The sequence below is a fragment of the Streptomyces sp. SID13726 genome (assembly GCF_010548375.1).
Classification (GTDB): domain Bacteria; phylum Actinomycetota; class Actinomycetes; order Streptomycetales; family Streptomycetaceae; genus Streptomyces.
On record NZ_JAAGLY010000019.1, the window covers coordinates 64594 to 90558 of the forward strand.

Annotated in this window: 26 protein-coding genes; 8 read left to right on the plus strand and 18 right to left on the minus strand. The window is 69.5% G+C overall.

The genetic code is table 11. The annotated features are described in order from the left end of the window. Positions 1 to 64 precede the first annotated feature (64 nt). Both G3I78_RS35520 and G3I78_RS35525 read left to right on the plus strand, forming a co-directional pair. Positions 65 to 553 carry an excalibur calcium-binding domain-containing protein gene (locus G3I78_RS35520; RefSeq protein WP_164432411.1) on the plus strand — a complete coding sequence of 163 codons (489 nt, stop codon included), beginning with the start codon at positions 65 to 67 and terminating at the stop codon, positions 551 to 553. Positions 554 to 731: 178 nt separating this feature from the next. Next, positions 732 to 1154, plus strand: a complete 423-nt coding sequence (locus G3I78_RS35525) for an excalibur calcium-binding domain-containing protein (RefSeq protein WP_164432413.1) — start codon at positions 732 to 734, stop codon at positions 1152 to 1154. Positions 1155 to 1205: 51 nt separating this feature from the next. On the opposite strand, the gene G3I78_RS35530 is transcribed toward G3I78_RS35525, so the two are convergent. The 16 genes from G3I78_RS35530 to G3I78_RS35605 form a co-directional block, all read right to left on the minus strand. Continuing rightward, positions 1206 to 1766, minus strand: coding sequence for a hypothetical protein (locus G3I78_RS35530; RefSeq protein WP_164432415.1), 561 nt, complete (start codon positions 1764 to 1766; stop codon positions 1206 to 1208). A gap of 143 nt (positions 1767 to 1909) precedes the next feature. Next, a complete protein-coding gene (locus G3I78_RS35535) occupies positions 1910 to 3145 on the minus strand; it encodes a site-specific integrase (RefSeq protein WP_164432417.1) in 1236 nt (411 codons plus the stop codon). Between the two features lie 57 nt (positions 3146 to 3202). Then, complete coding sequence (locus G3I78_RS35540; protein WP_164432419.1) at positions 3203 to 3391, minus strand: helix-turn-helix domain-containing protein; 189 nt, start codon at positions 3389 to 3391, stop codon at positions 3203 to 3205. A gap of 192 nt (positions 3392 to 3583) precedes the next feature. After that, on the minus strand, positions 3584 to 4732 hold the full coding sequence (locus tag G3I78_RS35545) for a DUF3631 domain-containing protein (protein ID WP_164432421.1): 1149 nt from the start codon (positions 4730 to 4732) through the stop codon (positions 3584 to 3586). After that, a complete protein-coding gene (locus G3I78_RS35550) occupies positions 4729 to 4911 on the minus strand; it encodes a hypothetical protein (RefSeq protein WP_164432423.1) in 183 nt (60 codons plus the stop codon). Before G3I78_RS35550 ends, G3I78_RS35545 begins: the two co-directional genes overlap by 4 nt. 167 nt (positions 4912 to 5078) lie before the next feature. Continuing rightward, a complete protein-coding gene (locus tag G3I78_RS35555) occupies positions 5079 to 5993 on the minus strand; it encodes a bifunctional DNA primase/polymerase (RefSeq protein ID WP_164432425.1) in 915 nt (304 codons plus the stop codon). 89 nt (positions 5994 to 6082) lie between these two features. Further along, a complete protein-coding gene (locus G3I78_RS35560) occupies positions 6083 to 6340 on the minus strand; it encodes a hypothetical protein (protein WP_164432427.1) in 258 nt (85 codons plus the stop codon). A gap of 17 nt (positions 6341 to 6357) precedes the next feature. After that, complete coding sequence (locus G3I78_RS35565; protein ID WP_343243942.1) at positions 6358 to 6822, minus strand: hypothetical protein; 465 nt, start codon at positions 6820 to 6822, stop codon at positions 6358 to 6360. A gap of 169 nt (positions 6823 to 6991) precedes the next feature. Beyond that, positions 6992 to 9016, minus strand: a complete 2025-nt coding sequence (traB, locus tag G3I78_RS35570; protein ID WP_203615966.1) for a plasmid transfer protein TraB — start codon at positions 9014 to 9016, stop codon at positions 6992 to 6994. Between the two features lie 57 nt (positions 9017 to 9073). After that, the gene (gene traA, locus G3I78_RS35575) at positions 9074 to 9619 is read right to left on the minus strand and encodes a plasmid transfer protein TraA (RefSeq protein WP_164432433.1); all 546 of its coding nucleotides are present in this window, start codon (positions 9617 to 9619) and stop codon (positions 9074 to 9076) included. Between the two features lie 16 nt (positions 9620 to 9635). Then, on the minus strand, positions 9636 to 10133 hold the full coding sequence (locus G3I78_RS35580) for a hypothetical protein (protein ID WP_164432435.1): 498 nt from the start codon (positions 10131 to 10133) through the stop codon (positions 9636 to 9638). 44 nt (positions 10134 to 10177) lie between these two features. Continuing rightward, positions 10178 to 10405, minus strand: coding sequence for a hypothetical protein (locus G3I78_RS35585; RefSeq protein ID WP_164432437.1), 228 nt, complete (start codon positions 10403 to 10405; stop codon positions 10178 to 10180). A 25-nt stretch (positions 10406 to 10430) separates the two neighbouring features. Then, the gene (locus tag G3I78_RS35590) at positions 10431 to 10808 is read right to left on the minus strand and encodes an RRQRL motif-containing zinc-binding protein (RefSeq protein ID WP_164432439.1); all 378 of its coding nucleotides are present in this window, start codon (positions 10806 to 10808) and stop codon (positions 10431 to 10433) included. Next, entirely contained in the window at positions 10808 to 11815 is a 1008-nt protein-coding gene (locus G3I78_RS35595) for a DUF2637 domain-containing protein (protein ID WP_164432597.1), read from the minus strand. The genes G3I78_RS35590 and G3I78_RS35595 overlap by 1 nt, the downstream gene beginning before the upstream one ends. Beyond that, positions 11812 to 12102 (minus strand): DUF6303 family protein, encoded by a 291-nt coding sequence (locus G3I78_RS35600; protein WP_343243943.1) that lies wholly within the window; start codon positions 12100 to 12102, stop codon positions 11812 to 11814. Before G3I78_RS35600 ends, G3I78_RS35595 begins: the two co-directional genes overlap by 4 nt. After that, positions 12099 to 12362, minus strand: a complete 264-nt coding sequence (locus G3I78_RS35605; RefSeq protein WP_164432441.1) for a DUF6284 family protein — start codon at positions 12360 to 12362, stop codon at positions 12099 to 12101. The genes G3I78_RS35600 and G3I78_RS35605 overlap by 4 nt, the downstream gene beginning before the upstream one ends. Before the next feature lie 774 nt (positions 12363 to 13136). Between G3I78_RS35605 and G3I78_RS35610 the strand changes: the two genes are divergently transcribed. The 3 genes from G3I78_RS35610 to G3I78_RS35620 all read left to right on the plus strand — a co-directional run bounded on the left by G3I78_RS35610 (position 13137) and on the right by G3I78_RS35620 (position 15485). Continuing rightward, positions 13137 to 13895 (plus strand): GntR family transcriptional regulator, encoded by a 759-nt coding sequence (locus tag G3I78_RS35610; RefSeq protein ID WP_164432443.1) that lies wholly within the window; start codon positions 13137 to 13139, stop codon positions 13893 to 13895. Then, a complete protein-coding gene (locus tag G3I78_RS35615) occupies positions 13892 to 14569 on the plus strand; it encodes an ATP-binding protein (protein ID WP_164432445.1) in 678 nt (225 codons plus the stop codon). Before G3I78_RS35610 ends, G3I78_RS35615 begins: the two co-directional genes overlap by 4 nt. A 112-nt stretch (positions 14570 to 14681) precedes the next feature. Next, positions 14682 to 15485: a hypothetical protein gene (locus tag G3I78_RS35620; RefSeq protein ID WP_164432447.1), complete on the plus strand. Its 804-nt coding sequence runs from the start codon at positions 14682 to 14684 to the stop codon at positions 15483 to 15485. Positions 15486 to 15807: 322 nt separating this feature from the next. Here G3I78_RS35620 and ppdK read toward each other — a convergent pair whose 3' ends face one another. After that, complete coding sequence (gene ppdK, locus G3I78_RS35625; protein ID WP_164432449.1) at positions 15808 to 18528, minus strand: pyruvate, phosphate dikinase; 2721 nt, start codon at positions 18526 to 18528, stop codon at positions 15808 to 15810. A gap of 406 nt (positions 18529 to 18934) precedes the next feature. Next, a complete protein-coding gene (locus G3I78_RS35630) occupies positions 18935 to 20137 on the minus strand; it encodes an ROK family protein (RefSeq protein ID WP_164432450.1) in 1203 nt (400 codons plus the stop codon). A 120-nt stretch (positions 20138 to 20257) separates the two neighbouring features. Here G3I78_RS35630 and G3I78_RS35635 point away from each other — a divergent pair, with 120 nt between their 5' ends. From G3I78_RS35635 to G3I78_RS35645, 3 genes are all read left to right on the plus strand, one after another. Then, positions 20258 to 21694, plus strand: a complete 1437-nt coding sequence (locus tag G3I78_RS35635; protein WP_164432453.1) for a hypothetical protein — start codon at positions 20258 to 20260, stop codon at positions 21692 to 21694. Beyond that, on the plus strand, positions 21691 to 23628 hold the full coding sequence (locus tag G3I78_RS35640) for a glycogen debranching N-terminal domain-containing protein (protein ID WP_164432455.1): 1938 nt from the start codon (positions 21691 to 21693) through the stop codon (positions 23626 to 23628). Before G3I78_RS35635 ends, G3I78_RS35640 begins: the two co-directional genes overlap by 4 nt. A gap of 193 nt (positions 23629 to 23821) precedes the next feature. Next, on the plus strand, positions 23822 to 25576 hold the full coding sequence (locus G3I78_RS35645; protein ID WP_343243944.1) for a CDP-alcohol phosphatidyltransferase: 1755 nt from the start codon (positions 23822 to 23824) through the stop codon (positions 25574 to 25576). Positions 25577 to 25965 lie beyond the last annotated feature (389 nt).

Genomic DNA, 25965 nt, shown 5'->3' on the forward strand with positions numbered 1-25965 from the left:
ACCTCCATAACTGCCGTACCGGCCGTACGGTCTTCCCCTCACGCAACAGCTCCAGGGGGACGAGATGGCCAACCCGTACAACACCCAGCCCGTGCCGCCGTGGCAGCCGCCGCAGCCGCCCGCTTCCGGACCCGCCCCCAAGTGGGCCCGGAAGCGGTACGTCCTGCCCACCCTCGCGCTGGCCCTGTTCATCGGCGTCGGGATAGGCGCGGGCGACCAGGACAAGACGACGAACGACGCGAAGGCGGCCGCCGCCGCACCGCGGCCGACCGTGACCGTGACGACGACGGCGACCGCCACCGCGACACCGACGGCGGACCCGGAACCGGCGCCCACGGTGACCGCGACGAAGACGGTCAAGGTGACCCGGACCGTCACGGCACAGGCCGAGGCTGCGGACTCGGGGACCGAGGACGACTCGGGCTCCGACAGCACCTACTACGCCAACTGCAGCGAGGCCCGCGCCGCGGGTGCCGCGCCGATCCACCGCGGCGAGCCGGGGTACGCCTCACACCTGGACCGGGACAACGACGGCGTGGCCTGCGACAGTTGAGCCACCCGGAAGCTTGCGGAGAGCTACCGTCCGGTCACGTCACGTTCGCATCACGGGTCCTTCATATCTCCGACACGACATGGGCACCGCACTAGGTTCGTCACCTCATATCCGGCCGATCGCCACTTCTTGATCACGCGCACGGATATCACCATGAACGAACCCGGAAGGACCCGCTGTGAATCAGCTCCGCAAGCCCGGCGCCATCGTCGGCGTCGAGCTGGCCCTCGCCGTGCTGCCGGGCGCCGCCTCGGCCCACGACGGGGACCACCCGTTCGCCAACTGCACCGAGGCGTACGCGGCCGGCTACGCGAACATCCCCGAGGGCGACGAGCACTACGGCAAGCACCTCGACCGGGACGGCGACGGCATCGGCTGCGACCGGCCGCCCGCGGACTTCGTGGCCCACGACGACGAGTCGGCGGTCGCGGGCGAGCGGGACAAGTCCCAGGGCGAGGCCAAGGCCGAGGACCGCGACCTCGCCGAGACCGGTGGCGGCGGCGACACCACCGTCTACCTCGCCGCCGCGGGCTCCGCCGTCCTGCTCACCGGCGGCGCGCTGGTGGCGTCGTCACGTCGGCGCCGGGCGACCACGCGCTGACGCGGGCAGCCGAAGGCGGCGGCACCCCTGCGAGGAGTGCCGCCGCCCGGTTCACTGCGAGGCCGGCGACGCCGTCGACCCCACCCACTCCGACCGCCCGAAGTCCCAGTTCAGGTCGTGGAGTTGGCCGGAGTCGGCGACGGTCGCGAGCCATCCCGCCGACGTCCACCGGACGAGGGCCGGGGCATCGGGATCACCTTCCTCCAGCGGCCCGAAGGCCATGGTGAGCAGTTGCGGGAGCGCCTCCTCCGGCAGGTCGGCGTCGAGCCGGATCCGTGTGCCGCCCTGGGTGGTCAGAAACCTGGGGGCAGGACCGCTCTCGCCGGGCGCTCCCTCCTCCAACTCCCGCCGCAGGAGCCGCCGGAGAGCACCGCGGGCCGCGTCGTCCAGCCGTTCTCCGACCCTGGTGCCCACCGCGCCGGCGAGCGCCTGCAAGAACGGCAGGAGAGTCGCGCCGGCGGCGATGTAGACCGCGGCGTGAGCGCCGAACGGGGACGACCCCGCCCGTGGTGTCCGGGACGCGTAGGACGCGGGCACAGGGGTGGGGTACGGAAAACCCGTCTCCGTCGGCTCCGGGACCGCGGGATCCTCGTACGGGGAAACCTCGGGCATCAAGAGCCCCTTTCGTCTGCGTCCATCGATCACGCACGGGTGCGTCCACCGATCATGCACGAGAGGGCGGCACCCCCGCACAGGGTGTATGGCCGACTCCCTCACCTGGGAAGTCGACCATACCGGGACGTCAGAGGGCACGGTCAGGGCACATCGCTCAGAACTGCCTCCATCATGTCGGCAGTTCGGTCTGCCTCCGCCTCCCACAGGTGGGTGTAGACGTTCAGCGTGATCGATGGCTTGGCGTGACCCAGCCTCATCTGCACCTGCTTCGGTGTCGCCCCGTTCTTGATCAGGACCGAAGCGTAGAAGTGCCGCAGATCGTGAAGGGTCGTGTCCTCGGGGACACGAACCTTGCTGCCGGACTTCTCCAAGTAGGCGTTCGCTCGCTTGACGTTGCGGGCCCACACCTTCGCCCAGCTACCGCGCCGGATCGCTCCGCCCGTCGCGCTGGTGTACAGCAAACGAGCATGACGCCACACGGGCTTTCTCGGGTTCGTCCGATCCTCGATGTAGACGACCTGCGGTGGGAATTCCTCACGGTGCCGTGTGATGTCTTCCACGACCGAACGTCCTTGAGGAACAGACCGGTAGCTCTGCTTGGTCTTCGGCTCCCCGAGGTACGGCACCCCTTTGTCAGGACCGATCAGTTGCTGCTTAACAGTCAGGGTCTCGGATGGCTCTTCGTCTTCCAGCCCGAACAACTCACCCTGCCGCGGTCCCGTTGAGGCAGCCTGCCTCACCAAGGCGCGGTACCTCGGAGACGCGGTCACGATCAGCGCCTTCACTGCCTCCGGATGCAGCGGGTGAATCTCCGGATAGAAGACCTCGGGTGGCTTCAGGCCCTCCCACGGGTACTTCGGGATGATCCCCTCTTGGTGGGCCATCTTCAGGATGCTGGTGCACACGTTCCAGGGCGTCGCGAAGGTCGACGGAGCGATGACCTCAGACCTGTCTTTGATCCACCTCTGCCCGTCCGCCCGCTGAATCCGGCCGATCTCTCGACTGCCGAATGTTGGGTAAATGTGCAGCCGCAGGGCCCGCTCAACGTTCGTCTCGGTCCGCTCGCGGTGAATAGCCGTCTCCCGCCAACGTTCAGCGATGTCCCGGAACTTCTGCTTGCCCAACTCGCGGTTCACGAACGTGCCGTTGTCGAGTTCGGCCTTTACCTTGGCGGCCCGAGATTCCGCAGCCGTCTTCTTCTCGAAGTTCTCCTTGCACTGCTTGCCGGACAGGTCTCGGTAACGCACCTGCCACCGCTTCCCTGTGGCGTGGTCGCCACTGGGATACACCGTCTGTGTCTTGGTGCTATGCGTCTCACACGGCTCAGCGTCAGCTGGCGGTCGGGACAGGTGCCAACGGTCGTACACCTCAGCCATCAGTCCCCCTTGGAGCAAGCGGAGTTAGCGATGACGTGGGGGCGTCGCTGTTTCGGCTCATGCTGCGCTTCGGGCTCCGATCTCCTCAGCGTCGTACCTGTCGAGCGCTTCGGCGTCGTACAGAACATGTCGACCGCGCCGGATGAAGCACCGCGGGCCGGTTTCGGCATATCGCCAGTAGCGGACGGTTGAGGGCGACGTGCGGTAGCGCTCGGCGACTTCCGCAGTCGTCAGGTACTTCTTCATGACGTCGTCCCTGCGTCTCGGGGTGAGGAACGGGGCCCATCAGCCCCCTTCTGAGGGCCGCTACTTCCGCTACCTCCGCTACCTCGCAGGTCAGGGGCCTGCCGGAGGTAGCGGATAGGGGTAGCGGTAGCGGATGGGTAGCGTTGGGGTAGCGGCACGCAGCGACGCTTGCCGCTACCCCAAAACCGCTGGTCAGTCCGTGTTTTCGGTGCCCGGTAGCGGAGGTAGCGGATTCTCCGGGGGCGGGGGGCAGTAGCGCTGCCAGGCGTCGTGCAGATCGGTGGCGTGATAGCCCTTGAGGACGCTCCCGCCGGTCTTGATGTTGCGGGGCGAGATGGGATCTCCGTCGGCGGTGACGTACTCGGAGAGCATCCGGGACAGCCGCCGGGAGTCGAGGGGCTTGCCGTTGAAGTCGGCCCACGGGGCGTCGTCGAGGGCGTTGAGCCGGTCGAGGATGGCGACAGTGGGCAGGCGGTCGATGCCGATCATCACGTGGTCGCGGAGGTCGGTGAGCAGGCGGATGCCGATGCTGCCCTTGTCGTTGGCCTGCGATGCCTTGACCATGACCAGGCAGGCTTCCCGCGCCCGCCGCGGCCACTCCCCGCCCGCCGCATCGGCGATCGCGATCAGGGGTTCCCACACGTCCGCCGGCCGGTCGGTAACCCCGTCCGGCATCTCGGGGAACGTGTCCGTGACCTGTTCCTGCACGCTTTCGGCCCACTTGGCGAGGTGGTCGCGGAGCTGGTTGCCCTCGCGCACGTTGATGCGGGTGCGCCACTGTTCGACGACCTCGTTGCGGGCCCGGCGGCGCATGCGGACGATGACGGACCGGGTCATGATCGTGTCGGGCAGTGAGCCGAGCCCGGCGACCGCGACCGCGCAGTACGAGGGGAAGCCCTGTACCTGCTGGTTGGAGCCGTCGCCGACGCACCGGTACATCGGGCGTCCGCGCGCGTGGCCGGCGTTGATGAACCCGCGGAGCTGCTCGTTCTCTCCGGCCTTGGGCCCGAAGATGGTGTCGATCTCGTCGAAGAGGATCGTGGGCCGGCCGCCGTCGACTCCGGACACGGAGCGGAACAGGGCGGCGGCGGAGGCGTCCACGGCCGCCATGGCGCGCGGCACGAGGCTTTCCACCACTTCCAGCGCCCGGGACTTGCCGGAGCCGGGTTCCGGGGAGAGGAACGCGAGGCGGGGGGTGGAGTCGAACGCGTCCAAGAGGTGGGCGTGTGCGTCCCACAGGGTCACAGCGACGTAGGCGGCTTCGTGGGGGAAGACGTTGAAGCGGCGGTGGAAGGCTTCCACCTCGTCGAGCAGTGCGGCCCCGTCGATGGTGGGGGTCATGCGGCGGCCCTCCCTTCCGGGGTGGTGCGGAGCGGGCATTCGTCGCGGTGGGCTTCGTGGTCGCTGATCAGGGCGAGCACCTTGCCGTGGCCGACCGCGCTGCGGTCACGACCGCACAGGCACTTGGAGGTGGCCGTGGGGGTGGCGCCGCGCGGGGCGGTGATGCGCAGCCACGCCACGGGGAACCGTCCATCGCCCTGTGGCGGGTTCGAACGAAGGGATGAAAGGACGCCTCCGGCGACGACCCTTCGGGCGCCCGCGGTCCCCCTCAGCAGGGCCGGTCCGGCGTCGCGGGGGCCGGTCGAGGTGGCGGGTTGGCCTTCCAAGCGGGGGCGCGGTGGGGCGCTCATGCCGCCTCCCGTGGCCGGGCTTTGCGGAGGGAGCTGTCGAGGGCGCTGCGGATGGTGGAGCGGCACTCCGCAGCGGTGAGTCCGCGCCCCTTTCCCGCCGCTTGGAAGGCGTCCTCCACCACGTGGCGGGGGAGGTCGCCCCATGCGACGAAACGCCCCACCTTGAAGGCGCAGCGGTTGAGGGTGATGTTGCGCTGCGACTCCGGCGCGGCCGTGACCTTGGCGCACTCGGCTTCCAGCGCGGCCAGTGCCGCCCGGTCGCCACTGACCGCCGGGAGCCGGATCGGCGCGGCTGGCCGTACGGGCGCGGGTTCGAGCAACGACAGCAGCCACACGGGCAGCGGGGCTGCGGTGCGGGTATGGCCGAGGGTCTCGTACGGTCCGGCGGGGGTGATGCTGCCCGCGGCGACGACGTAGCCGCCCCACGCGCGGGTGTCTACCAACTCCCCGATCGTGCCTGCCGTGTTGGGCAGGCGGATGCCGTTCGGAGCGGCGAAGTACAGGTGTGCGCCGCCGCTCGCGGTCCGGGTCCGGTAGGTGGAGGGGACGGGGTGTCCGGTGCGCTCGCAGAGCGCTGCAAAGGTCGTCGCGCCGCTAGGCGCGTCCGAACTGCCCTTGTGGTTTTTGTTCTTGGGCATGTCGAGGTCGACGACGACCAGCCCGGAGGGGCCGGTCGCGATCCCGACGTTGTACGGGGCCCGCTCCCAGGTGGCGCGAATGCGGTCGGGGTCGGTGGTGGCGCGCTCTTCCCACTTGCGGTGGCCGCTCACGCAGACACCGGTTCGGGGGCAGGCGGCTTCGCCGTGCAGGGCGGGCCGCTTGGTGCTGGGCCGAAGCGGGAAGACGTGCCAGCCGCGGGCTGCGGCTTCCAGTGCCGCGCACAGCAGCGCGGACCGGGTGTCATGGGTCATGCTGGTTGTCTCCAGTTCCTTTATGGGTGACTGGTTGGCAAGGGCGGCCCCGCTTCTTTGGCGAGAGGGAGGGGCCGCCCTTGGCATAGCTAGAAGGGCGGTTCGTTGCTGTAGCCGCCGGGCGGGGTGCGGCGCAGCCACCGGGGCAGGGGCAGCAGGACGATGCTCAGGTCGGGGTTCCAGCAGGTGCAGAACTCGAAGTCGGTACCGGCGTATTCGCCCTCGGCGTCGACGGAGTCCCAGCCGTGCCCGCCCTCGCCGTGGCACAGCGAGCAGCCGGGGCGGGGCGTGTCGACGATGGCGAGGGCGCGGCGGGGCCAGTTGGTGACCCGGATACGCAGTCGCATGGGGTTGGCCTCTCTGGTCAGCCGTAGAACTTGTTCCGCTTGATCACGGCCTTGCGGATGTGGACCGTGCTGCCGCTCGCGCCGCTGGTGATGGTGCGGGCGGGCATGCGCAGCGCGAGGACGATGAGCGCGATCCACATGGCGGCGCCGGAGCCGAATCCGGCGGCGGCGCTGATGATCTGGCCGATGCCGTAGCCGGCGCCGGCGGACAGCGCGCCGCCGCCGATCCCGGCGCCGATGAAGCGCTGTGCCACGGGGTCGAGCAGGGGCAGCGGGCTCAGGTCGCGCGGTTGGGTCGCGAGGACGGGGGGCGGGGCGAGGTGTTTGGGCATGGGGACCATGCGTCCGTAGGCGTCGGGCACCCACACCACCGCTTCCCGCTCGCTGTACAACTCGACCGCCGCGGCGGTGGGGTCGTAGGGGGTGAGCGGCTCGGGGTGGTGGAGTTCGACGGGGGCGGGCCGTCGTTCGAGGTGCGCCACGAGGGCTCCCTTCGGGAACATCCGCCGGCCCGCGTCAGGGTGTGAGGCGGGCCCGCGGGCGGGTGTTACGTGACGGTGTTAAGGGGTGTGACCGGCCGCTGTTAGGGCGGGTAACACGTGCGCCTGCCTAGGGGTTTGGGTGTTAGGCAGGCGTAACGCGTTACGGGCGTCAGGCGGCCGTGAGGGCAGGAACGATCCGCCACCGACCGGTGGTGTTCGTGGCGTCCAGTCGGCCGTCCTGCGCGGCCTCCTTGAGGCGCAGGGAGACCCACGAGCGGGACAGGCCGTGCCGGTCGCACCAGTCGGTGAAGTCCTTCGGGCCGACGACCATCTGCCCAATCTCCTCGAACTCCGCCAGCGCGTCGGCGAACAGCTCCCGCGCCTCTTCCGGGGAGGGCTTGCGCCCGGTTTCCTGCCCGAAGATCGGAGCGTCGTCGCCGTCCTGCGCCTCGGGGAGTTCCGCCTCGGGGTCGATGCCCGCGTCCTCCGGATCGATCAGCAGTCCGCCGTACTCCATGTCGTCCTCCTCGGACACGGTTCGCAGCCCAGCCGGCCGCGGCGCCGTGTCCGTCTCGTCGGTGGTGCGGCCGGTGTAGGCGCGGCCCGCGACCCCGGAGGCGGCCCCGGCGGTGATCGGGTCGGCGGTGGCACCGTTGTGCTGCGCCCACGCGGCGAGCTGTTCCATGACGGGCACGGCACGGGTGGTGAAGCGGCGGGTACGGCCCGGGGACGCGTAGCGGTCCTCGGGGATGCCGGGGCTGACCATGTAGCAGTAGCCGGGGCGGCGGTTGCCCCACGCGCCAGGGTGGGCACCCGCGTCGATGACCGTCTCCGGCAGCGAGAACCCTTCGTCGCGCGGGTCGCAGCCGAGTGCGATCACGGACGGGAGGGAGGCGCGAGTGGAGGTGGACATCTGGTCGTAGGACGGCCGCTGCAACGAGACGATCAGGGAGATACCCGCGGAGCGGGCTTCCTGAGCGATCCCGGTGAACGTGTCGTCCCCGAGCGCGCGAAGGGTGTTGGCGGCCTCCTCGAACCAGGTCACCAGGAACGGCATCCCCGCGCACCCGCAGGCGCGGCCGTCGGCGCGGCAGGAGTGCTCGGGATCGTTCTGCACCTGGGCTGCCGCGGGTACCCACTGGCGGTAGCCGTGGGCGCCGAGCCAGCGGGTGCGGGCCGGGATTACGGCTTCGACCGCGGCCACCATAACCTCGGTCTGGCTGCCGCCCTCGACACCCCAGTCCAGGCCCGGCCGCAGCGGGGCGAAGTCCTGGAACGCCTTGGGGTCGGAGAACCAGACGATGACGTCCCGCCGGGAGAGGATCTCCGTCTGGAGATTCAGCGCGGCGTCGCCCTTGCCCGATCCGGTGCCGCCTGCGATCAGGACGTGGGTGGAGTTGCGGCCCGCGTCCGGGTCACCGGGCAGCCACAGGTGCAGCGGGGCGCCGTCGTCGTAGCGGCCGATGACCAGCGGATCGGCGATCGAGCCCCCAAGGTTGGAGGGGCCCTCCCATTCGACGACCTGGGACAGCATGTCCTCGGGGACGATGACCAGTTCGCCACGGCGGACGGAGTCCGGGTCGGGGGTGTAGCGCACGGCGGACGTCGGCAGATCCAGCGCGGACGCGATCCGGACCAGGGCCTTGGCGACGTCGTCATTGGTCTGCTCGCCCGGCTGCAACGCGATCGGCGCGGTGACCCGGTTGGGTTCCACCTTCGCCGCGCCGATCTGCGCCCGCGCCAGTCCGACCTTCTCCAGCAGGCCCCCGTCCGAACTCCCGGTGGCGCCGTCGGGGTTGTGGCGCATGACCATGCGCACGTTCCACGACAGCGCGACCGCCGGGCCGCCCATGAGGAACAGGTCGTCGATCGGCCCGGCCGTCGGGCCCGCGAGGCACGCGGCCGTGACCCACGCCGATCCGGCGGCGACGGTGACTGCGGAGTGCAGGCGGCGCTGCTTGCTGATGCCCTTGCCCGCGGCCCACGCCACCCCGGTCAGGGTGACGGAGGCAAGGGTCAGGCCGACGCCGGCCGCCCCGCTGTCCGGCCACTTCTCGTGCCCGAGCGCTCCGGCCACGCCGGTCGCGAGCCAGCCAAGCCACGGGGGCAGGTGCGGCTTGGCGCGGTGCAGGAGGTAGGCGCGGATAGAGCCGTTCTCCGGTCCGCCGTGCGTCTGTGCGAGGTAGCCGGGCATCGCGCCGTCGGGGTAGTGGGCGCTCATGTTGGTGTCGCGGGCCATGGCCCAACCTCCTTACTGCTGAGCCCAGTTCATGACCGGCTGTGTCGGCTTGCGGGCGCGGTGACGGACGCGTTCGATCTCTTCCTCGTACTGCTGCTGGAACGTCGCGTAGCAGGCCGCGGCGTTCTTCGCGGCGTCCCGCAGCGCGTTCGCGGACCGCTGAAGCTTCCAGGACACCCTCTTGGCGCGGAGGCGGGAGCCGAATGCCTTGCCGTCCGGGTCCGGAACGGCGGCAAGAATCCCGTTGAGGATCTCGGCGGCCATGGCCACCTCGATGGACAGGGTCACCCCCGCCGCTCGCAGCGAGTTGCAGTAGTTGCGGACCTGCGCCGGGGAGTTGAACTCCGGGGCGGGCAACAGGGCTTCCATGTGTCCGCGGCTGCCGACCGCCGTAGCGGTGGTGCGGTTGTTGTTGACGGTGACGTTGATCGGCGGGACGAACGAACTGCCCATCGCGCCGATCAGACCTCCGGCAGCGGCGCCCGCGTTGGCGAACTTGCTGGTCTTGGGGTCGTTGACCGGTCCGCTCGCAGTCCGACCGCTGGTGTTCTGCGCCATCAGGGGTTCTCCTCAGCTAGTGGGTGCGGCGGACGAACAGCCACGCGGACTGCGCAACGATCACGGTGATGAGCCAGACCAGCCCGAGCGGCCCGGCCAGCGGGCCGAACCCCGCGGCCAGCGCCGCCCACGTGCCGGTGAGCGTGGCGAGCGCGGCCAGGGCGATGCGCCAGGCCAGCGTGGAACCGTGACCGGGGCGACGGTGCTGCATGACACCGAGCCAGACCAGCGGGGCCACGGCCAGCGGCGCGAGGACCAGCCCCGACCACCAACCCAGCACGTGCAAAAGCGCGGTGACGACCAGCGCGAGCACGGCGAAACCGGTCGGGGCGAGCGCGGCGCGGAAGCGCCACAGCGCCCGCCCAAGGAACCCGAACACCTCGCCGGCAAGCGAGGGCCGGTCCGGAACAACGATCAGGAACGGCTGCGAGCGGCGCCCGCGCTGATGCGGGATACGGACGGTGTGGACCCCGGCGGCCGTCTTGACACCGCGGGTACGGGTACGGCTGGACACAGCGAAACTCCTTGAAAGCAGGGGAAGTTGGGGTGCTGTGCAGGTCACAGCGCGTCGCGCTGCATATCGAAGAAGGTCACCGCGAGTCGGCCCACGCCCATCTCCTGCGTGAGGCGCTCGCACAGCTCCTTGAAGAACCGGGAGCGCGAGGTCACCGCGGGGTCGAGGTAGGCGATGCCGTCCGCGCTCGCCACATCGCCGTAGCGGGTGCGGACGGTCAGGACGTAGTGGAAGGCGACGGTGTCCCCGCCGCCGCTGGTCGAAGCAGTCACAGCGAAACTCCAGGGGAACGAGAAGTCAGACGGCCTCTTCAGCGGCCAGGCAAAGACCGCAGATGCCGTGCGAGGTGGGGATGCAGTAGCCGACGTCGAGCCGGCAGCGCGGGCAGGTGCGGCGGGCGAGCATCGCCAGCGCCAGCGCGCCCCACTTGCGCGAGGTCATCGGCCGCACCGGCAGCGCCAAGTCCTCGCGGTAGAGGAACGCGATCCGGGGCGAGCCCGCCTTGCGGTTGATCCGCATGACCTGTGCGGCGATCGGCTGCCCGCCGGGCCGTAACCCCTTCGTGCGGAGCTGGCGGCGGGTGGCGAAGCCGTCCGGGGCCATGCGCCACGGGAAGGTCGGTATGCCGAAGCGGACCCCGTTCGGGTCGAAGCACTTCGCGTACGCGGTCGGCATCAGAGCATCGCCCCGTCAGCCTCGAACGCGGAGTGGCCGGCGTCGCGGAACTCCTGGTAGCGGGTGGACACCCACCCCACCGACCAGCCGCACAGCTCGGCAGCCGACCGGACCGACAGCCCCGCCTCGAACGCGGCCTGCACGGTCGCCCGCGCCTGCTCCTCGGGGAGCTTCTCCGTGGCGGGCCCGGCGGCGAGCAGCACGGCGCGTTCACGCTCGGCACGGGCCTGGCGCTCCGCCTGTTCACGGCGTTCACTCTCCGCTCGCGCGGCCCGCTCCTGAGCGTCCCGCATGGCGGCCTCGCGCTCACGGCGTTCACGCTCCCGCTCCTGCTGTTCACGCTCGCGCTCAGCGCGTTCACGCGCCTGGCGCTCAACCCGCTCACGGGCCTCAGCCTGCTCGCGCTCCTCGCGGCGAGCGGCTTCCTCGCGCTCAGCCTGCTCGCGGATCAGGCGGGCTTCGTGTTCACGCTGTTCACGCGCCAGCAGCGCGGCATGCTCGCGCTCCTCACGAGCCAGCCGCGCGGCCGTCTCGCGGCGCTCGCCAATCGCCCGCTCGCGGGCCTCGCGCTGCGCCTGCTGCCGACTCTCCAACTCGGTCACGGCGGCGGCGATCGCACGCCGGTAGGCGAGCCCGGTTTCCGCAGTGACGATCAGCAGAAGCGGTGCGACCGCGTGCACGGCCACTCCGACCAGGTCGTTGTGCAGCGCAGAGTCGGCGACGTTGAGCGCGAGCGTCATGCAGCCGGTCATCCAACGCAGCACGATGGGCCACCGCCCGCCGTGTCCCCCGAGCCGGGCCAGCACCGCATCCAGGCGGACCACGATGACCACCGCGGCATCCACCACCAGCGGCAGGATCGGCGCGGTCCACTTCCACTTGTCCGGGGTGTGCGCGGCGGCGAGGGGCGTGACGGTGAGAATCGAGTAGAGCATCGCGCCCGCCACGATCAGCCAGGTGCCGACGGACAGTGCGCGCTCCGCTGAACGGATCTGAACGGCGTTCACGCGCCCGCCCCCGTCCATGAACGCACCCGCATCGCGGCGATCAGAACGACCGGCGAGGCAGGGTCACCGTAGGCCTCACTGTCCTCGGTCCACGCCCACTCAGCGCCCGGAACCGGCTCGAAGCCGAGCACGCTGAGCGCCTCCATACGCTCCGTGAACGTCGGCACCGGCAGCGCCCGATCGAAGCCGAACTCCGGCCACGCGTCTGTGGTGTTCATCAGCACCACGTACACGCGCCACCGGCCCTTGAACACAGACATCTGGGCAGTGAACGTCCGCGCCGTCACGCCCCGACCCCCGACGCCGTAACCGTGTGGTTGATCAGCTCCACCCGCGCGGCCAACGCCCGCCGGCGGGCCCGACGGATACGCCGCTCGTCCATCTCGGTCGGCGTGCGGTCGAGGGTGGCGATGTGCGCGTCCAACAGGTCGATGTCCGCGAGGATGACCGGCATCTCGGTCTCAATCGCGTCCAGCTCCGCATCCGTCGGCTCCATGTAGTCGGCGAACGCAGTAACAGCATCCTGAACAGTCACGATGGGGTTCATAGGGTCGTGGTCCTCTCACAGGTGAACGGCCCGAACAGAGCCCCCGGAGTTGCACCTCCGGGGGCTCACGCCGTTGAAGTCGGAAGATCCGGCTCCCCGCGCTCCCGTCCGTCCCCCGGCCGCAAGCGCGGAACGAGGTACGGGCGGGAGAGGCAGCCAGCCGCAGCGTCATGCGCTGCGAAGCCAGGGCGGACCGGAGAAAGGAGGGCGCCGCTGGCCGGTCCATCGCGGCGGCGCCTTGGTATGTCGTCGGCCCATGCCGACCTCCCGCGAATCGCAGGGACACGGCTTTCGCCGGTACGCCGTTGCCACAGCGGACCGGCCCCGAGCCGGGAACGTCGGGCGCGTCATCGTCACTGCTCTGACGCCAGCAGGGCAGCGTGCAGCAGGTGGCACCACGAGCGGCTGACCTCCCGGAAGGAAGGGATGATCCGCGCGAGTGTTCTCCAGAGCTGACGCACAGGGCAGGACACGTTCACCTGCCACGAAGTGGCTGCCAACGGCCATCACCCCGGCCGTTCGGGGGACGGGACTCGTAGCCCGTCAGAGTTGAATCTCTATTGAATTCTCAACGAACGATCGCTGCCTTCGTACTGACCCCTGCGGGCTTTCCTCCGGGCTCCGCCCGCCATGAGCACGGGCGCATCAAGGTGCAGCGCCTTCCGATCGACTGTTCCGACCGGCGGACACATCCCTAAGGTTCCCTAGGGTTCCCTGCGGTGTCAAGCGGTAAGCTAGGGAACCTCAGGGAACCAACGCGAAGGGGCAGCAGAAATGGCTGGTCAGGCCGACAATCGGGCGCCGTACGCGAGGATTGCCGCGCACTACGCGGAGCTGATCACGTCCGGCCAGCTACCGCCGGGGATGCTTCTGCCGAGCATCAAGAACCTGTCGGAAGAGTGGAGCGTGAGCACGGCCACGGCAGAGAAGGCGCTGCGCAAGCTGCGCAACGAGGGCATGGTTCGGGGCATCCATGGGATCGGAACGGAAGTCCTGGATCAGCCGGGCCCGATGTCGTCTGGATCTCAGCGTCAGGACCGGGGCCGCCGCACTGGATCAAGTTGGGGGTCCGGCGAACGGTCCGACTCACACAAAGCCGACGTGGTCCCTGCGCCTCAGGAAGTGGCGCAAGCTCTCGGCATCGAGCCTCGCTCCGACGTGATTCGTCGGAGTCGTGTGTACCGGGACAGGCACGGCATCGTGGCACACAGCACGTCCTGGATCCCCGCTCGATACGGGAAGCTGATCCCGCAGTTGACAGAGAGCCAACGTTTGACCGGGGGAACCTCACTCCAGCTCATCGCCGCGGCAACCGGCCTCCCGATCAGTCATCGAATCGACACCGCGTCAGCGCGCCTGCTCACGACGGAAGACACCCAACACTTGGAATTGGACCCGGAGAACCCATCTGCGGAACCCGTCGTCGTGATGACCGCGAAGTTCATCGACAGCGAGAACAACGTCGTGGAATACGGCGTTGACCTAGGCGGCCCTGGTCGCACCTGGCGGACAGAATCGGAGGTTTCCCCGTGACCACCTTGGACGACACGCTCTTGAGCGTGCTGGAGGATCGGATGGATGCTCTACTCACTGCCCGTCGTACCGGCACGCTCACACCCGAAGCCGAAGTCGAAATCTCTGCAATCTCCCAGACCCTCGCGAGACCGATGACCACACGTTCGCCGTTCTGCGTCCTCATGGCCGGACTCCCCGGCTCCGGCAAGACCACGCTGTCCCGAGTCCTCACCGATCGCGGGTTCGTGCGCCTGTGCCCGGATGAGGAGATGTATCGCAGGCACGGCGTGTACGGGGTGGACTTCCCACGAGGCTCGTTCCCCACCCTCGAACGCCCGGTCCTTGAGGACGTGGCGGTCGAGCTAGGCGAACTGCTTCAGGCGGGGCGGGACGTCGTAGTCGATCACGGCTTCTGGACTCCCGAGGACCGTGCCCGGTGGCGCACCATCGCGATAGATGCCGGCGCCACCCCGCTCCTGGTCTACCTCGAAGCGAGCCATGCCGAACTCTGGTCAAGGATCAACAAGCGCAACGAAGACCATGTGCATGATCCGAACTCGATCTACTTCTCGGAGAGTGACTTGCGGCGGTATCGCACTCGCTTCGTACCGCCTGAGTCGAACGAACCGCACGTCGTCTTCGACGGTAATTCTGCGGCTGTGATTACGGCTCTGGAAGAGGCCTGCGAGTAGGCCTCTCCTTCGCTATGATTTCTCCCGGCGACAGAGCCTCCCGGAGGAGAACACCTTTGGCAGATCAGCAAAAACGTCAGCCGTCGGGCTCGTGCGTCGGTAAGGTGCAGACGTGACAATGCAGGAGATGACCGATATAGCCGTTGGTGGCGGCACGCTGTTCTTGGCCATTACCACCGCCTGGCTCGCACGCCGAACGAAGCAGGCCGTCGATGAAGCTGCCGAGACCCGGCAGCTTTCCTTGACTGTCGCTGTGGACGCTGTCCGTTCACGACTCGATCAAAGTGCCCCAACGGTAGAAGTGGAGCTAGAGGAAATTGATTGGCCTCCATCCGCAGATGAGAGAAACCCAGCTGGATATTTCTACAGGCCAGTCGATGCGACGAGACATAAATTCTCATTGGGTCCCATCCAGGATCTCGCACTCGTGGCACATCTAGTGATACGGAATCGAAGCGACCAGGCTGTTCGTGTTGAATGCGAGGGTGATTTCTTCGACCTAAATGCACCCTTCCCTAGTCGTGCACCCTTTCGCATTGACCCTGGCTCAAAAATCGACCTCACGGTTCAGAGGGCAATGTCGATTGCCCAGTGGGGGGCACTGTGGGGTGAATCGAAGGAGGTCGATACGGGTGATTTTTTGCGCATCCACATTGACGACATGCGGGAGAATGGAGTGACGGACAGTTGGACGTTGCACCTCCACGGCACCCCAGTTAGAAGGGGAAACCCCGATGGTTGGCGTCTTGCCGAGACGAAAGATGCTGCCCGACTGGCTTTTCGGCTCGACCCCGGTGTGCGGACGTACTTCCTGTCACGAACTAGGGATGAGCGACTGCCTGTGATCGATGCGAGTCAATACGCTCGTGAAGAGCCAGTGCCCTGGTACAAGCGAGCGCGACGGGTGAGAACCTGAACACCCCCGTTGCAGGATCGCAATGACGTGGGTCAGTCGGGGCCGTCCCCTCTGTAAAACTGCCGACATGTAACGGGACCCAATCGCACGTGGAGGGCACAGTGAGGGCACAACGGCTTCGCGCGGGTTCAACGACAGCCAACGCCAGCAAACGCCGTTTTGCCTGTTCAGCGGCTTAGCTTGACAGTCTCGGCAGACAGTGCAGAGAGGGGCGGCACCCCCGCACAGGGTGCCGCCCTCTCTTCGTGATCCGGAGCCGCCGCCCATCGGTTGAGGGTCGGGGACGGGCGGCGGCTCCGGGGTTTCGGGGACCGTCGGCGGACTACCGGTGGTCGCTGCCGTCCGCCGTGATCGCCGCGCGGCCGGCCTCCAGGCGGGCCACCGGGATGCGGAACGGGGAGCAGGAGACGTAGTCCAGACCCACCTCGTGGAAGAAGTGGACCGACTCCGGGTCGCCGCCGTGCTCACCGCAGACGCCGAGCTTGAGGTCGGGGCGGGTCTTGCGGCCCGCCTCCGCGGCCAGCTTGACCAGGGAGCCGACGCCGTCCTTGTCGATCGTCTCGAACGGGCTGACCCCGAAGATGCCCTTCTCCAGGTACGCCGTGAAGAAGGAGGCCTCCACGTCGTCGCGGCTGAAGCCCCACACCGTCTGGGTCAGGTCGTTCGTGCCGAAGCTGAAGAACTCGGCCGCCTCCGCGATCTGACCGGCCGTCAGCGCGGCGCGCGGCAGCTCGATCATCGTGCCGATCGACAGCTTCAGGTTCACTCCGGTCGCCGCCTCGACCTCCGCGACGACCTGGTCGGCCTCCTCGCGGACGATCTCCAGCTCCTGGACCGTGCCGACGAGCGGGATCATGATCTCGGCGCGCGGGTCGCCCTTGGCGTTCTTGCGCTCGGCCGCGGCCTCGGCGATCGCGCGGACCTGCATGGTGAACAGGCCCGGGATCACCAGACCGAGGCGCACCCCGCGCAGGCCCAGCATCGGGTTCTGCTCGTGCAGGCGGTGCACGGCCTGGAGCAGCCGGAGTTCGTTCTCGTGCGGCTCCTGGCGGGACTCGGCGAGGGCGACGCGTACCGACAACTCGGTGATGTCCGGCAGGAACTCGTGCAGCGGCGGGTCCAACAGCCGGATGGTGACCGGCAGTCCGTCCATCGCGGAGAACAGCTCGACGAAGTCCTGCTTCTGGAGCGGGAGCAGCGCCTTCAGCGACTCCTCGCGCTCGGTCTCCGTGTCGGCGAGGATCAGCCTCTCGACCAGTTCCCGGCGGTCGCCGAGGAACATGTGCTCCGTACGGCACAGGCCGATGCCCTGCGCGCCGAAGCGACGGGCGCGCAGCGCGTCCTCGGCGTTGTCCGCGTTGGCCCGCACCCGCAGCCGGCGCTTGCGGTCGGCGAACGCCATGATCCGGTGCACGGCCTCGACCAGCTCGTCGGCGTCCTGGGCACCGGCGTGCATCCGGCCCTCGAAGTACTCGACGACGGGAGAGGGCACGACCGGGACCTCACCGAGGTACACCTTGCCGCTGGAGCCGTCGATGGAGATGAGGTCGCCCTCCTCCACCACATGCCCGCCCGGCACCGTCATCCGGCGCCGCTTGGTGTCGACCTCCAGCTCCTCGGCGCCGCAGACACAGGTCTTGCCCATGCCGCGCGCGACGACGGCCGCGTGTGAGGTCTTGCCGCCGCGCGAGGTGAGGATGCCCTCGGCCGCGATCATGCCGTCGAGGTCGTCCGGGTTGGTCTCCCGGCGGACCAGGATGACCTTCTCGCCCGAACGCGACCACTTCACGGCGGTGTACGAGTCGAAGACCGCCTTGCCGACGGCCGCACCCGGCGAGGCCGCGATGCCCCGGCCGACCTGCGCGACCTTCGCCTCCTCGTCGAAGCGCGGGAACATCAGCTGGGCGAGCTGCGCGCCGGTGACGCGCTGGAGCGCCTCGGCCTCGTCGATCAGGCCCTGGTCCACCAGCTGGGTCGCGATCCGGAAGGCCGCGCCCGCCGTGCGCTTGCCGACCCGGGTCTGGAGCATCCACAGCTGACCGCGCTCGATGGTGAACTCGATGTCGCAGAGGTCCTTGTAGTGGTTCTCCAGCGTCTCCATGATCTGCATCAGCTCGTCGTACGACTTCTTGTCGATCTGCTCCAGCTCCGCGAGCGGCACGGTGTTGCGGATACCGGCGACGACGTCCTCGCCCTGGGCGTTCTGGAGGTAGTCGCCGTAGACGCCCTGGTGGCCGGAGGCGGGGTCGCGGGTGAAGGCGACACCCGTGCCGGAGTCGGGGCCGAGGTTGCCGAAGACCATCGAGCAGACGTTGACCGCGGTGCCGAGGTCGCCGGGGATGCGCTCCTGGCGGCGGTAGAGCTTGGCGCGGTCGGTGTTCCAGGAGTCGAAGACCGCGTGGATGGCGAGGTCCATCTGCTCGCGCGCGTCCTGCGGGAAGTCCCGGCCGGCTTCCTTCTTGACGATCTTCTTGAAGGCGGTGACCAGCTTCTTGAGGTCGGCGGCCTCCAGGTCGGTGTCGACCGTGACCTTCTTGGCCTCCTTGGCCTTGTCGAGGGCCTCCTCGAAGAGGTCGCCGTCGACGCCGAGGACGGTCTTGCCGAACATCTGGATGAGGCGCCGGTAGGAGTCCCAGGCGAAGCGGTCGTCGCCGGCCTGCTTGGCGAGCCCCTGCACCGACTTGTCGGAGAGGCCGATGTTCAGGACCGTGTCCATCATCCCGGGCATGGAGAACTTCGCGCCGGAGCGGACCGAGACGAGCAGCGGGTCGTCGGCCTGGCCGAGCTTCTTGCCCATGCGCTGCTCCAGCGCGTCGAGGTGCGCACTCACCTCGTCACGCAGTGCCGCGGGTTCGTCGCCACTGTCGAGGTAGACCTTGCAGGCTTCGGTCGTGATGGTGAAGCCAGGGGGAACGGGGAGTCCCAGGTTGGTCATCTCGGCGAGGTTGGCGCCCTTGCCACCCAGGAGGTCCTTGAGGTCCTTGTTTCCCTCGGTGAAGTCGTAAACGAACTTCGCTACGTGGGGATCTTTGTTTTCCGACACGGTCTCGACTCCCTCGAGGACGCGGTGGCTGCCCTGACGGCCAGGAACATACCCAGATCGAAGGCGTCTGGGTACGTCTACTCGGGCGTCATGTGCCCGTAACCGGCCGTCCGCCAGTGGATCGAAAGTCAAAGCTTGGCAAGCGACAGCCACCGAGTGTTTTCACTTCTTGAACACATGAGCGCTCACCCACCCCTCATTCCGCTCAGATGAGCGCCCCACTGCCACATCTGATTTCGATCGATGAACGATCAAGGGGTGGCACTCAGTGCCACCCCTTGGAGAAGTGCAGTCACCCAAGATCCGCTCATCTGAGCTTGACCCTTATCAAGCGTGGCGAGAATCACGCTGCCACAGCGGCCCGGATTTCACCATGCGGACGCGTCCCGGGACGGAAACACGGACGTCATACGCCCATCGCCAGCAGCCGTTCCTCGACCCGCTCGGGCGCGTACAGGTGCTCCACCACCAGCGCCCCCGCGCCGACCAGCCCGGCCCGCTCCCCGAGCCGCGAGGTCACGACCTCCAGGCGGGCGGTGGAACGCGGCAGCGCCCGCTGGTACAGCAGCTCCCGGACCCCGGTGAGGAAGGGGGTTCCGGCCAAATCCCCGGCGATCATCAGAACGCCCGGGTTCAGCAGGGTCACGACCGTCGCCAGTACGTCCCCGACCTGCCGCCCGGCCTCACGCGCGAGCGCCGCCGCCTCCGGGTGCCCGGACGCCAGCAGGTCCCGCACATCCGAGCCGGAGGCCGCCGGCACCCCGGTCGCGGCCAGCCGCCGGGCCACGGCACCGCCGCTCGCGACGGCGGCGAGACAGCCGTAGGACCCGCACCGGCACAGCGCCTCCGACCCGGCCGGCACCCGGATGTGCCCGAGGTCCCCGGCGCCCCCGTCGATGCCCCGGTAGATCGAGCCGTCGACCACGACCCCGGCGCCGATGCCCGTGGAGACCTTGACCAGGACGAAGGCCGCGCAGTCGGGGTGGGCGGCGCGCTGTTCGCCGTACGCCATGAGGTTGGCGTCGTTGTCGACGAGCACGGGGACCGGCGCGGCCCCGGTGTGCTCGGTGAAGGATCTGGCGAGGCGCGCTCTTATGTCGTAGCCGTCCCAGCCCGGCATGATCGGTGGCTGGACCACTCGGCCACTTTCCGTGTCGACCGGGCCCGGTACGGCGAGGCCGATGCCGCAGACCTCCACCGCGCGGTGACCGGCCTTCTCCAGCAGTTCGGCGAACCAGCGACCCAGTTCGCCGAGCACCGCGTCCGGGCCGTCCTCGACGACCAGGGTGCCGCTGTGCTCGGCGAGGATCTCGCCGGTCAGGGAGAGCACGGCCGCGCGGGCGTGCCGGGTCTCCAGATCGGCGGCGAGGACGACGGCATGGGCGTCGTCGAACTCCAGGGTGATCGAGGGGCGGCCGCCGAGCGGGGAGTCCACCGGCCCGCCGGCGCCCTCGCGCAGCCAGCCCGCGCGGAAGAGCCGTTCCAGGCGCTGGCCGACGGTCGCCCGGGACAGCCCGGTGGCCTGCTGGAGGGCCCCGCGCGTGACGGCTCGTCCGCTGCGGACCAGTTCGAGCAGATCTCCGGCGCCGGTCTGACTCCGTCCAGCCATGCGCACCCCCTTGTGTTTCTCAACTCTGCATTACATATTGAGTTTTGCGTGTTAAATAGACGTAACTCTACGGTAGTCCTGGCCGAACCGGTCAGCCGCACGTCTTTCGGGGAGCCCCGAGTGGATCGCAGCGCCCAAGTCGTCAGCCGTTCCGCGGAACGCCCGATCGCATACGATCCCCCGGATCCGCCGCACCCCCTGCACACGGCGGCGGCACGGGTGCTGGAGACCAACTGGACCGGCGCCTCCACGGTCCCCTCGCGCAGCCTGTACCCGCACCAGTGGTCCTGGGACTCCGCGTTCGTCGCGATCGGCCTGCGCCACCTCTCGCCCCTGCGGGCGCAGACGGAGCTGGAGACGCTGCTGGACGCCCAGTGGGGCGACGGACGCGTCCCGCACATCGTCTTCAACCCCTCCGTGCCGCTCGACGCGTACTTCCCGAGCCCCGACTTCTGGCGCTCCTCGACCGCGGGGCGCGCCGCGGGCGCCCCGCGCACCGTACAGACGTCCGGCATCGTGCAGCCACCGGTGCACGCGCTGGCCGCATGGCTGGTCCACCGCGCCGACCCCGTCCTGTCCCGGGCGCGCGGCTTCCTCGCCCGCGTCCACCCGCGGCTGGCCGCCTGGCACCGCTACCTCCTGCATCACCGCGACCTGGGCGGAGGCGGTCTCGCGTCCGTCGTGCACCCCTGGGAACAGGGTATGGACAACAGCCCTTGCTGGGACCTCCCGTTGAGCCGGGTCACCCCCGCCCCGGCCCGCTCCTTCCGCCGCGCCGACCTCGACCACGGAGCGGCCGAGGACCGGCCGACGGATCTGGACTACGGACGGTACGTCCGGCTGGCGACGGAGTACCGGGACGGCGAATACGCCGACGGGGCAGGGGAGTTCGCGGTCGAGGACCCCGCGTTCAACGCCCTGCTCATCGCCTCCGAGCACGCCCTCGCCCGGATCGCCGCCGAGCTGGGCGCGACCGCCACCGCCCGGCACGCGCGCGCGGAGCGGCTGACGGCGGCCCTGGTGGAGCGGCTGTGGGACCCGGCGAGCGGGATGTTCCTCTGCCGGGACCTGCGCGACCCCGCCGGCGACCGGCCGGGACAGGGCGCCCTGGTCCCCGAGCGCGGTGTCTCCGGCCTGGTGCCCCTCCTGCTCCCCGGCCTCCCGAGGGACGTCGTCACGGCGCTGCTGGAGACCGCGGCCGGCCCGCACTTCGGCCTCGGCACCACCACCCGCCTCCCGCCCAGCTACGACCTCCTCGGCGAGGCCTTCGACCCGCACCGCTACTGGCGCGGACCGGCCTGGTTCAACACGAGCTGGCTGCTGGAGCGCGGGCTGCGCACCCACGGAAGACTCCAACAGGCCGACGCCCTGCGGGAGTCGGTCCTCGGACTCGCCGAGGCCACCGACTTCGCGGAGTACGTCGACCCGTACACCGGCGAGGCCTGCGGCGCGACCGGCTTCAGCTGGACCGCCGCCCTCGCGCTCGACCTGCTGCACGGCGACACCACAGGCACAGTCACGGCGGACATGGGACTCAAGGGAGGGAACCGGCGATGACGGACCGACATCATCTGCTCGTGCACGGCGGGACGTTCGCCGCCGTGGGTGACGGCGGCGACATCAGCGGTGTCCGGGGCGGCAGTTCCCCGGACGGACTGTTCGTGCGGGACGCCCGGCATCTGAGCCGCTGGCAGCTCACCGTCGACGGCGCGGTCCCGGAGACGCTGTCCCCGGTGGCCGACGGCGACACCGCGCGCTGCGTCCTGGTCCCGCGAGGCGGCCGCCAGGAGCCGCCCGCGTGCACGCTCTTCCGCGAACAGGCGGTGGGGGACGGCTCGTTCGTCGAGTCCCTGCGCGTCACCAGCAACCGCCCGGTGCCGACGACGGTCCGGCTCGCGGTCACCGCGGACGCCGACTTCACCGACCAGTTCGAACTCCGCTCCGACCACCGGACGTACACCAAGACCGGCGCGACCCGCTCCCGCGAAGTCCTCGACGACGGCGTGGAGTTCGGCTACCACCGCGGCGAATGGCGTTCCTCCACGACGGTCACGGCCGACCCCGCCCCGGACGGCGTCGAGGAGACCGGCACCGGGGCCAGGCGGCTGGTGTGGACCCTGCCCCTGGAACCGCACGGGACGGCCGAGTTGACGCTCCGGGTGATGGCCAGGCCGCACGGCGACAAACGGGCCCGGCGGGTACCGAGTTCGCCCGCCGCCCTGAACCGCCGACTCCTCGCGCTGGAGGGCGAGTTCGTGGAGGGCGTCGCCTTCCCGACCGGCTGGCCGGAGCTGGCGGCCGCCTGCGCGCGCGGACTCGCCGACCTCGCCTCGCTCCAGGTCCCGGCGACCGGCCCCGACGGCGAGGAACTGCGCGTCCCGGCGGCGGGGGCACCCTGGTTCCTGACCCTGCTGGGCCGGGACGCCCTGCTCACCTCGCTGTTCGCCCTGCCGTACCGTCCCCAGCTGGCCGCCGCGACCCTGCCCGCCCTCGCCGCGACCCAGGCCACCGAGACCGGCGCGACCGCCGTGGCCCAGCCCGGCAAGATCGTGCACGAGGTACGCCATGGCGAGCTGGCACACTTCGGACAGGTGCCGTACGGCCGCTACTACGGCTCGGTCGACGCGACCCCGCTCTTCCTGGTCCTGCTCGGCGCGTACGTGGACCACACCGGGGACGTCCCCCTCGCCCGGCGCCTGGAGCCCCACGCCCGCGCGGCGATCGGCTGGATGCTGGACCACGGCGGCCTGACCTCCCGCGGCTACCTCGTCTACCGCGCCGACCGGGGCGGCCTCGCCAACCAGAACTGGAAGGACTCCCCCGGCGCGATCTGCGGCGCCGACGGCACCCGGGCGACCGGCCCGGTGATGGCCGCGGGCGCCCAGGGCTACGCGTACGACGCCCTGCGCCGGACCGCGGCACTCGCCCGCACCGTGTGGGACGACGAGACGTACGCGGCCCTCCTCGAACAGGCCGCGGCGGATCTGCGGGACCGTTTCCAGCGGGACTTCTGGATGCGGGACCACGCCTTCCCCGCGCTCGCCCTCGACGGCGAGGGCCGCCAGGTCGACGCGCTGGCCTCCGACGCCGGGCATCTGCTGTGGTCGGGGCTGCTCGACAAGGAGTACGGGGAGCTGGTGGGACGGCGGCTGCTGGAGCCGGACTTCTTCTCGGGGTGGGGCGTGCGCACGGTGGCCTCCGGGCAGGCGGCGTACCACCCGATGTCGTACCACCGGGGATCGGTGTGGCCGCACGACAACGCGCTGATCACACTCGGGCTGGCCCGCTACGGACTCCACGACGAGGCCCGGACGGTGGCACACGGTCTGGTGGACGCGGCGACGGCCACGGGGCACCGGCTGCCGGAGGTACTGGCCGGGTACGGGCGGGAGTCCCACGGGGAGCCGGTGCCGTATCCGCACGCATGTGTGCGGGAGGCGCGGTCCGCTGCGGCGCCGCTCGCGTTGTTGACGGCGGTCGGGGGTGCCTAGTCGAGGGGGCCGGCTGGTGGGGTGGCGGCCGCGGGCCCGCCGTGAGCGAACCTGACCGTTGACCAAGCGTTGGGGCGGTGTTTGCCCTAGGACGTGAACTGTCGGGGTGAGCCCTCCGTACCGGAATGTGGCGGATCCGAGACCCCATATCGGGTCCGCCTTCCATCAAGGATCCGTACGGAAGGACCCTCGGGTGTCCGAGACCATCGCAGAGAGCACGTCACCCGAGGCCGAGGCGACCGGGGGCGAGAGTCCTCCGGTGGAGGAGAAGCCGTCGTTGCGGGCGCGGCTGGCGGCGTGGCGGGACGGTCACCCCACGGTCGTACGGAACACGAGGTGGGCCCTGAACATACTGGCCGCGGCGCTGGTCCTCGGTGCGCTGCTGCTGCCGAACAAGATCGTGAACCTGCATGTCAGGGAGTTCACGCGGATTCCGGCGGAGGCGATACTCGGGGCGGCCGTGATGCTCGCGCTGCCGCGCCGGCCGCGTCTGGTGGTGGCCGTCGTGTCCGGGGTGTCGCTCGGGGTGCTGACGATCCTGAACTTCCTCGACATGGGCTTCAACGAATACCTGGGGCGGGCCTTCAACCCCGTCCTGGACTGGGAGTTGCTCGACGACGCGCGGTCGTACGTCGACGACTCGCTGGGCTCGGGGGTGGCGGTCGGTGCCACGGTCGGCGCGTTCGTGCTCGTCCTTCTGCTGCTGTCCCTCATGACGCTGGCGATGGTCCGGCTGAGCGAGTTGCTGGTGCGGGACAAGCAGACCGCCACCCGGGGCACCCTGATCGCCGCGACCGTCTGGGTCGCCTGCTCGGCGCTCGGCCTCCAGGTCGGCGGCACTCCGCTCGCGGCCGAACACACCGCGGCCATCGCCGAGATGCAGGCCCGGCGGGTGCTCTACACGATGCGTGACGAGGCGGACTTCCAGAAGGTGGCCAAGGTCGACGCCTTCGGGAACACGCCGGCCTCCCAGCTGGTCCCCGACCTGCGCGGCAAGGACATGGTCTTCACCTTCATCGAGAGCTACGGCCGCAGCGCCGTGGAGGACGCGGGCATCGCACCCGGGGTCGACAAGACCCTCACGGCGAGCACCGCGGCCCTCGCGAAGGCGGGCTTCCACGCGAAGAGCGGCTGGCTGACCTCCGCGACGTACGGCGGCAACAGCTGGCTCGGCCACTCGACCACTCTCTCCGGCCTGTGGATCGACAACCAGCAGCGCTACCGCACGGTCATGGCCAGCGACCACCTCAGCCTCACCAAGGCCTTCAAGAAGACCGGCGACTGGGACACGGTCGGGGTGATGCCGGGCGTCCAGAAGGGCTGGCCCGAGCAGAAGTACTACGGCCTCGACAAGGTCTACAACGCCTTCCAACTCGGCTACCAGGGACCGAAGTTCAGCTGGTCGACGATGCCCGACCAGTACACCCTGGAGGCCTACCAGCGGATGATCCACAGCAAGAAGCGCGACAAGCCGCTGATGTCCGAGATCATCCTGACCTCCAGCCACCAGCCGTGGGCCCCCATCCCGAAGATGGTCGACTGGGACGACCTGGGCGACGGCTCGATCTTCAAGGGCATCGAAAAGGCCGGCAACAAACCGTCCGACATCATCTCCGACTCCACCCGCTCCAAGCAGGAGTACGGCAAGTCGATCTCCTACTCCGTCACCGCGCTCACCCAGTGGCTGGAGCGCTACGGCAACGACAACACGGTCCTCGTCTTCCTCGGCGACCACCAGCCGATCGCCCGGGTCAGCGGCAACAACGCGAGCCGTGACGTACCGATCTCCATCGTCGCGAAGGACCCCAAGGTCCTGGCCAAGATCACCTCCTGGAACTGGACGGACGGCCTCAAGCCGGCCCACAACGCACCGGTCTGGAAGATGAGCTCCTTCCGAGACCGCTTCCTGACCGCGTACGGCTCGACTCCGCATCCGTCGAAGGGGTGACGGAGTGCCGGGTCCGGTTGTTTGGCGAGTGCGGGCAGCTGCGCTGGACTTGAGCCGGGCGCCTATGGGGGTGCCTCGATGTGTGGTTTGGCGAGTGCGGGTCCGTTGTGGCTTGTCGCGCAGTTCCCCGCGCCCCTAGCTAGCTGCAGCGAACCTGCGCAGATACGTGACCCCTCGCCCGCGGCGCCCAACGCGCGCCACCACGGGCCGTTGGCCGCCGACGGTGCGAAGGGGACGGGGTGGGGGGTGTCCGCCCGCAGCGGCCGGCGTCCATAACCGAGCACCACTCAAGAGACCGAGCCGCCGGACCGAGGACGGATACCCCCCACCCCGACCCCGACCCCACCACCGAACGCAACGCGCTACAGCAGGCCCCACCGGGGCCGAAC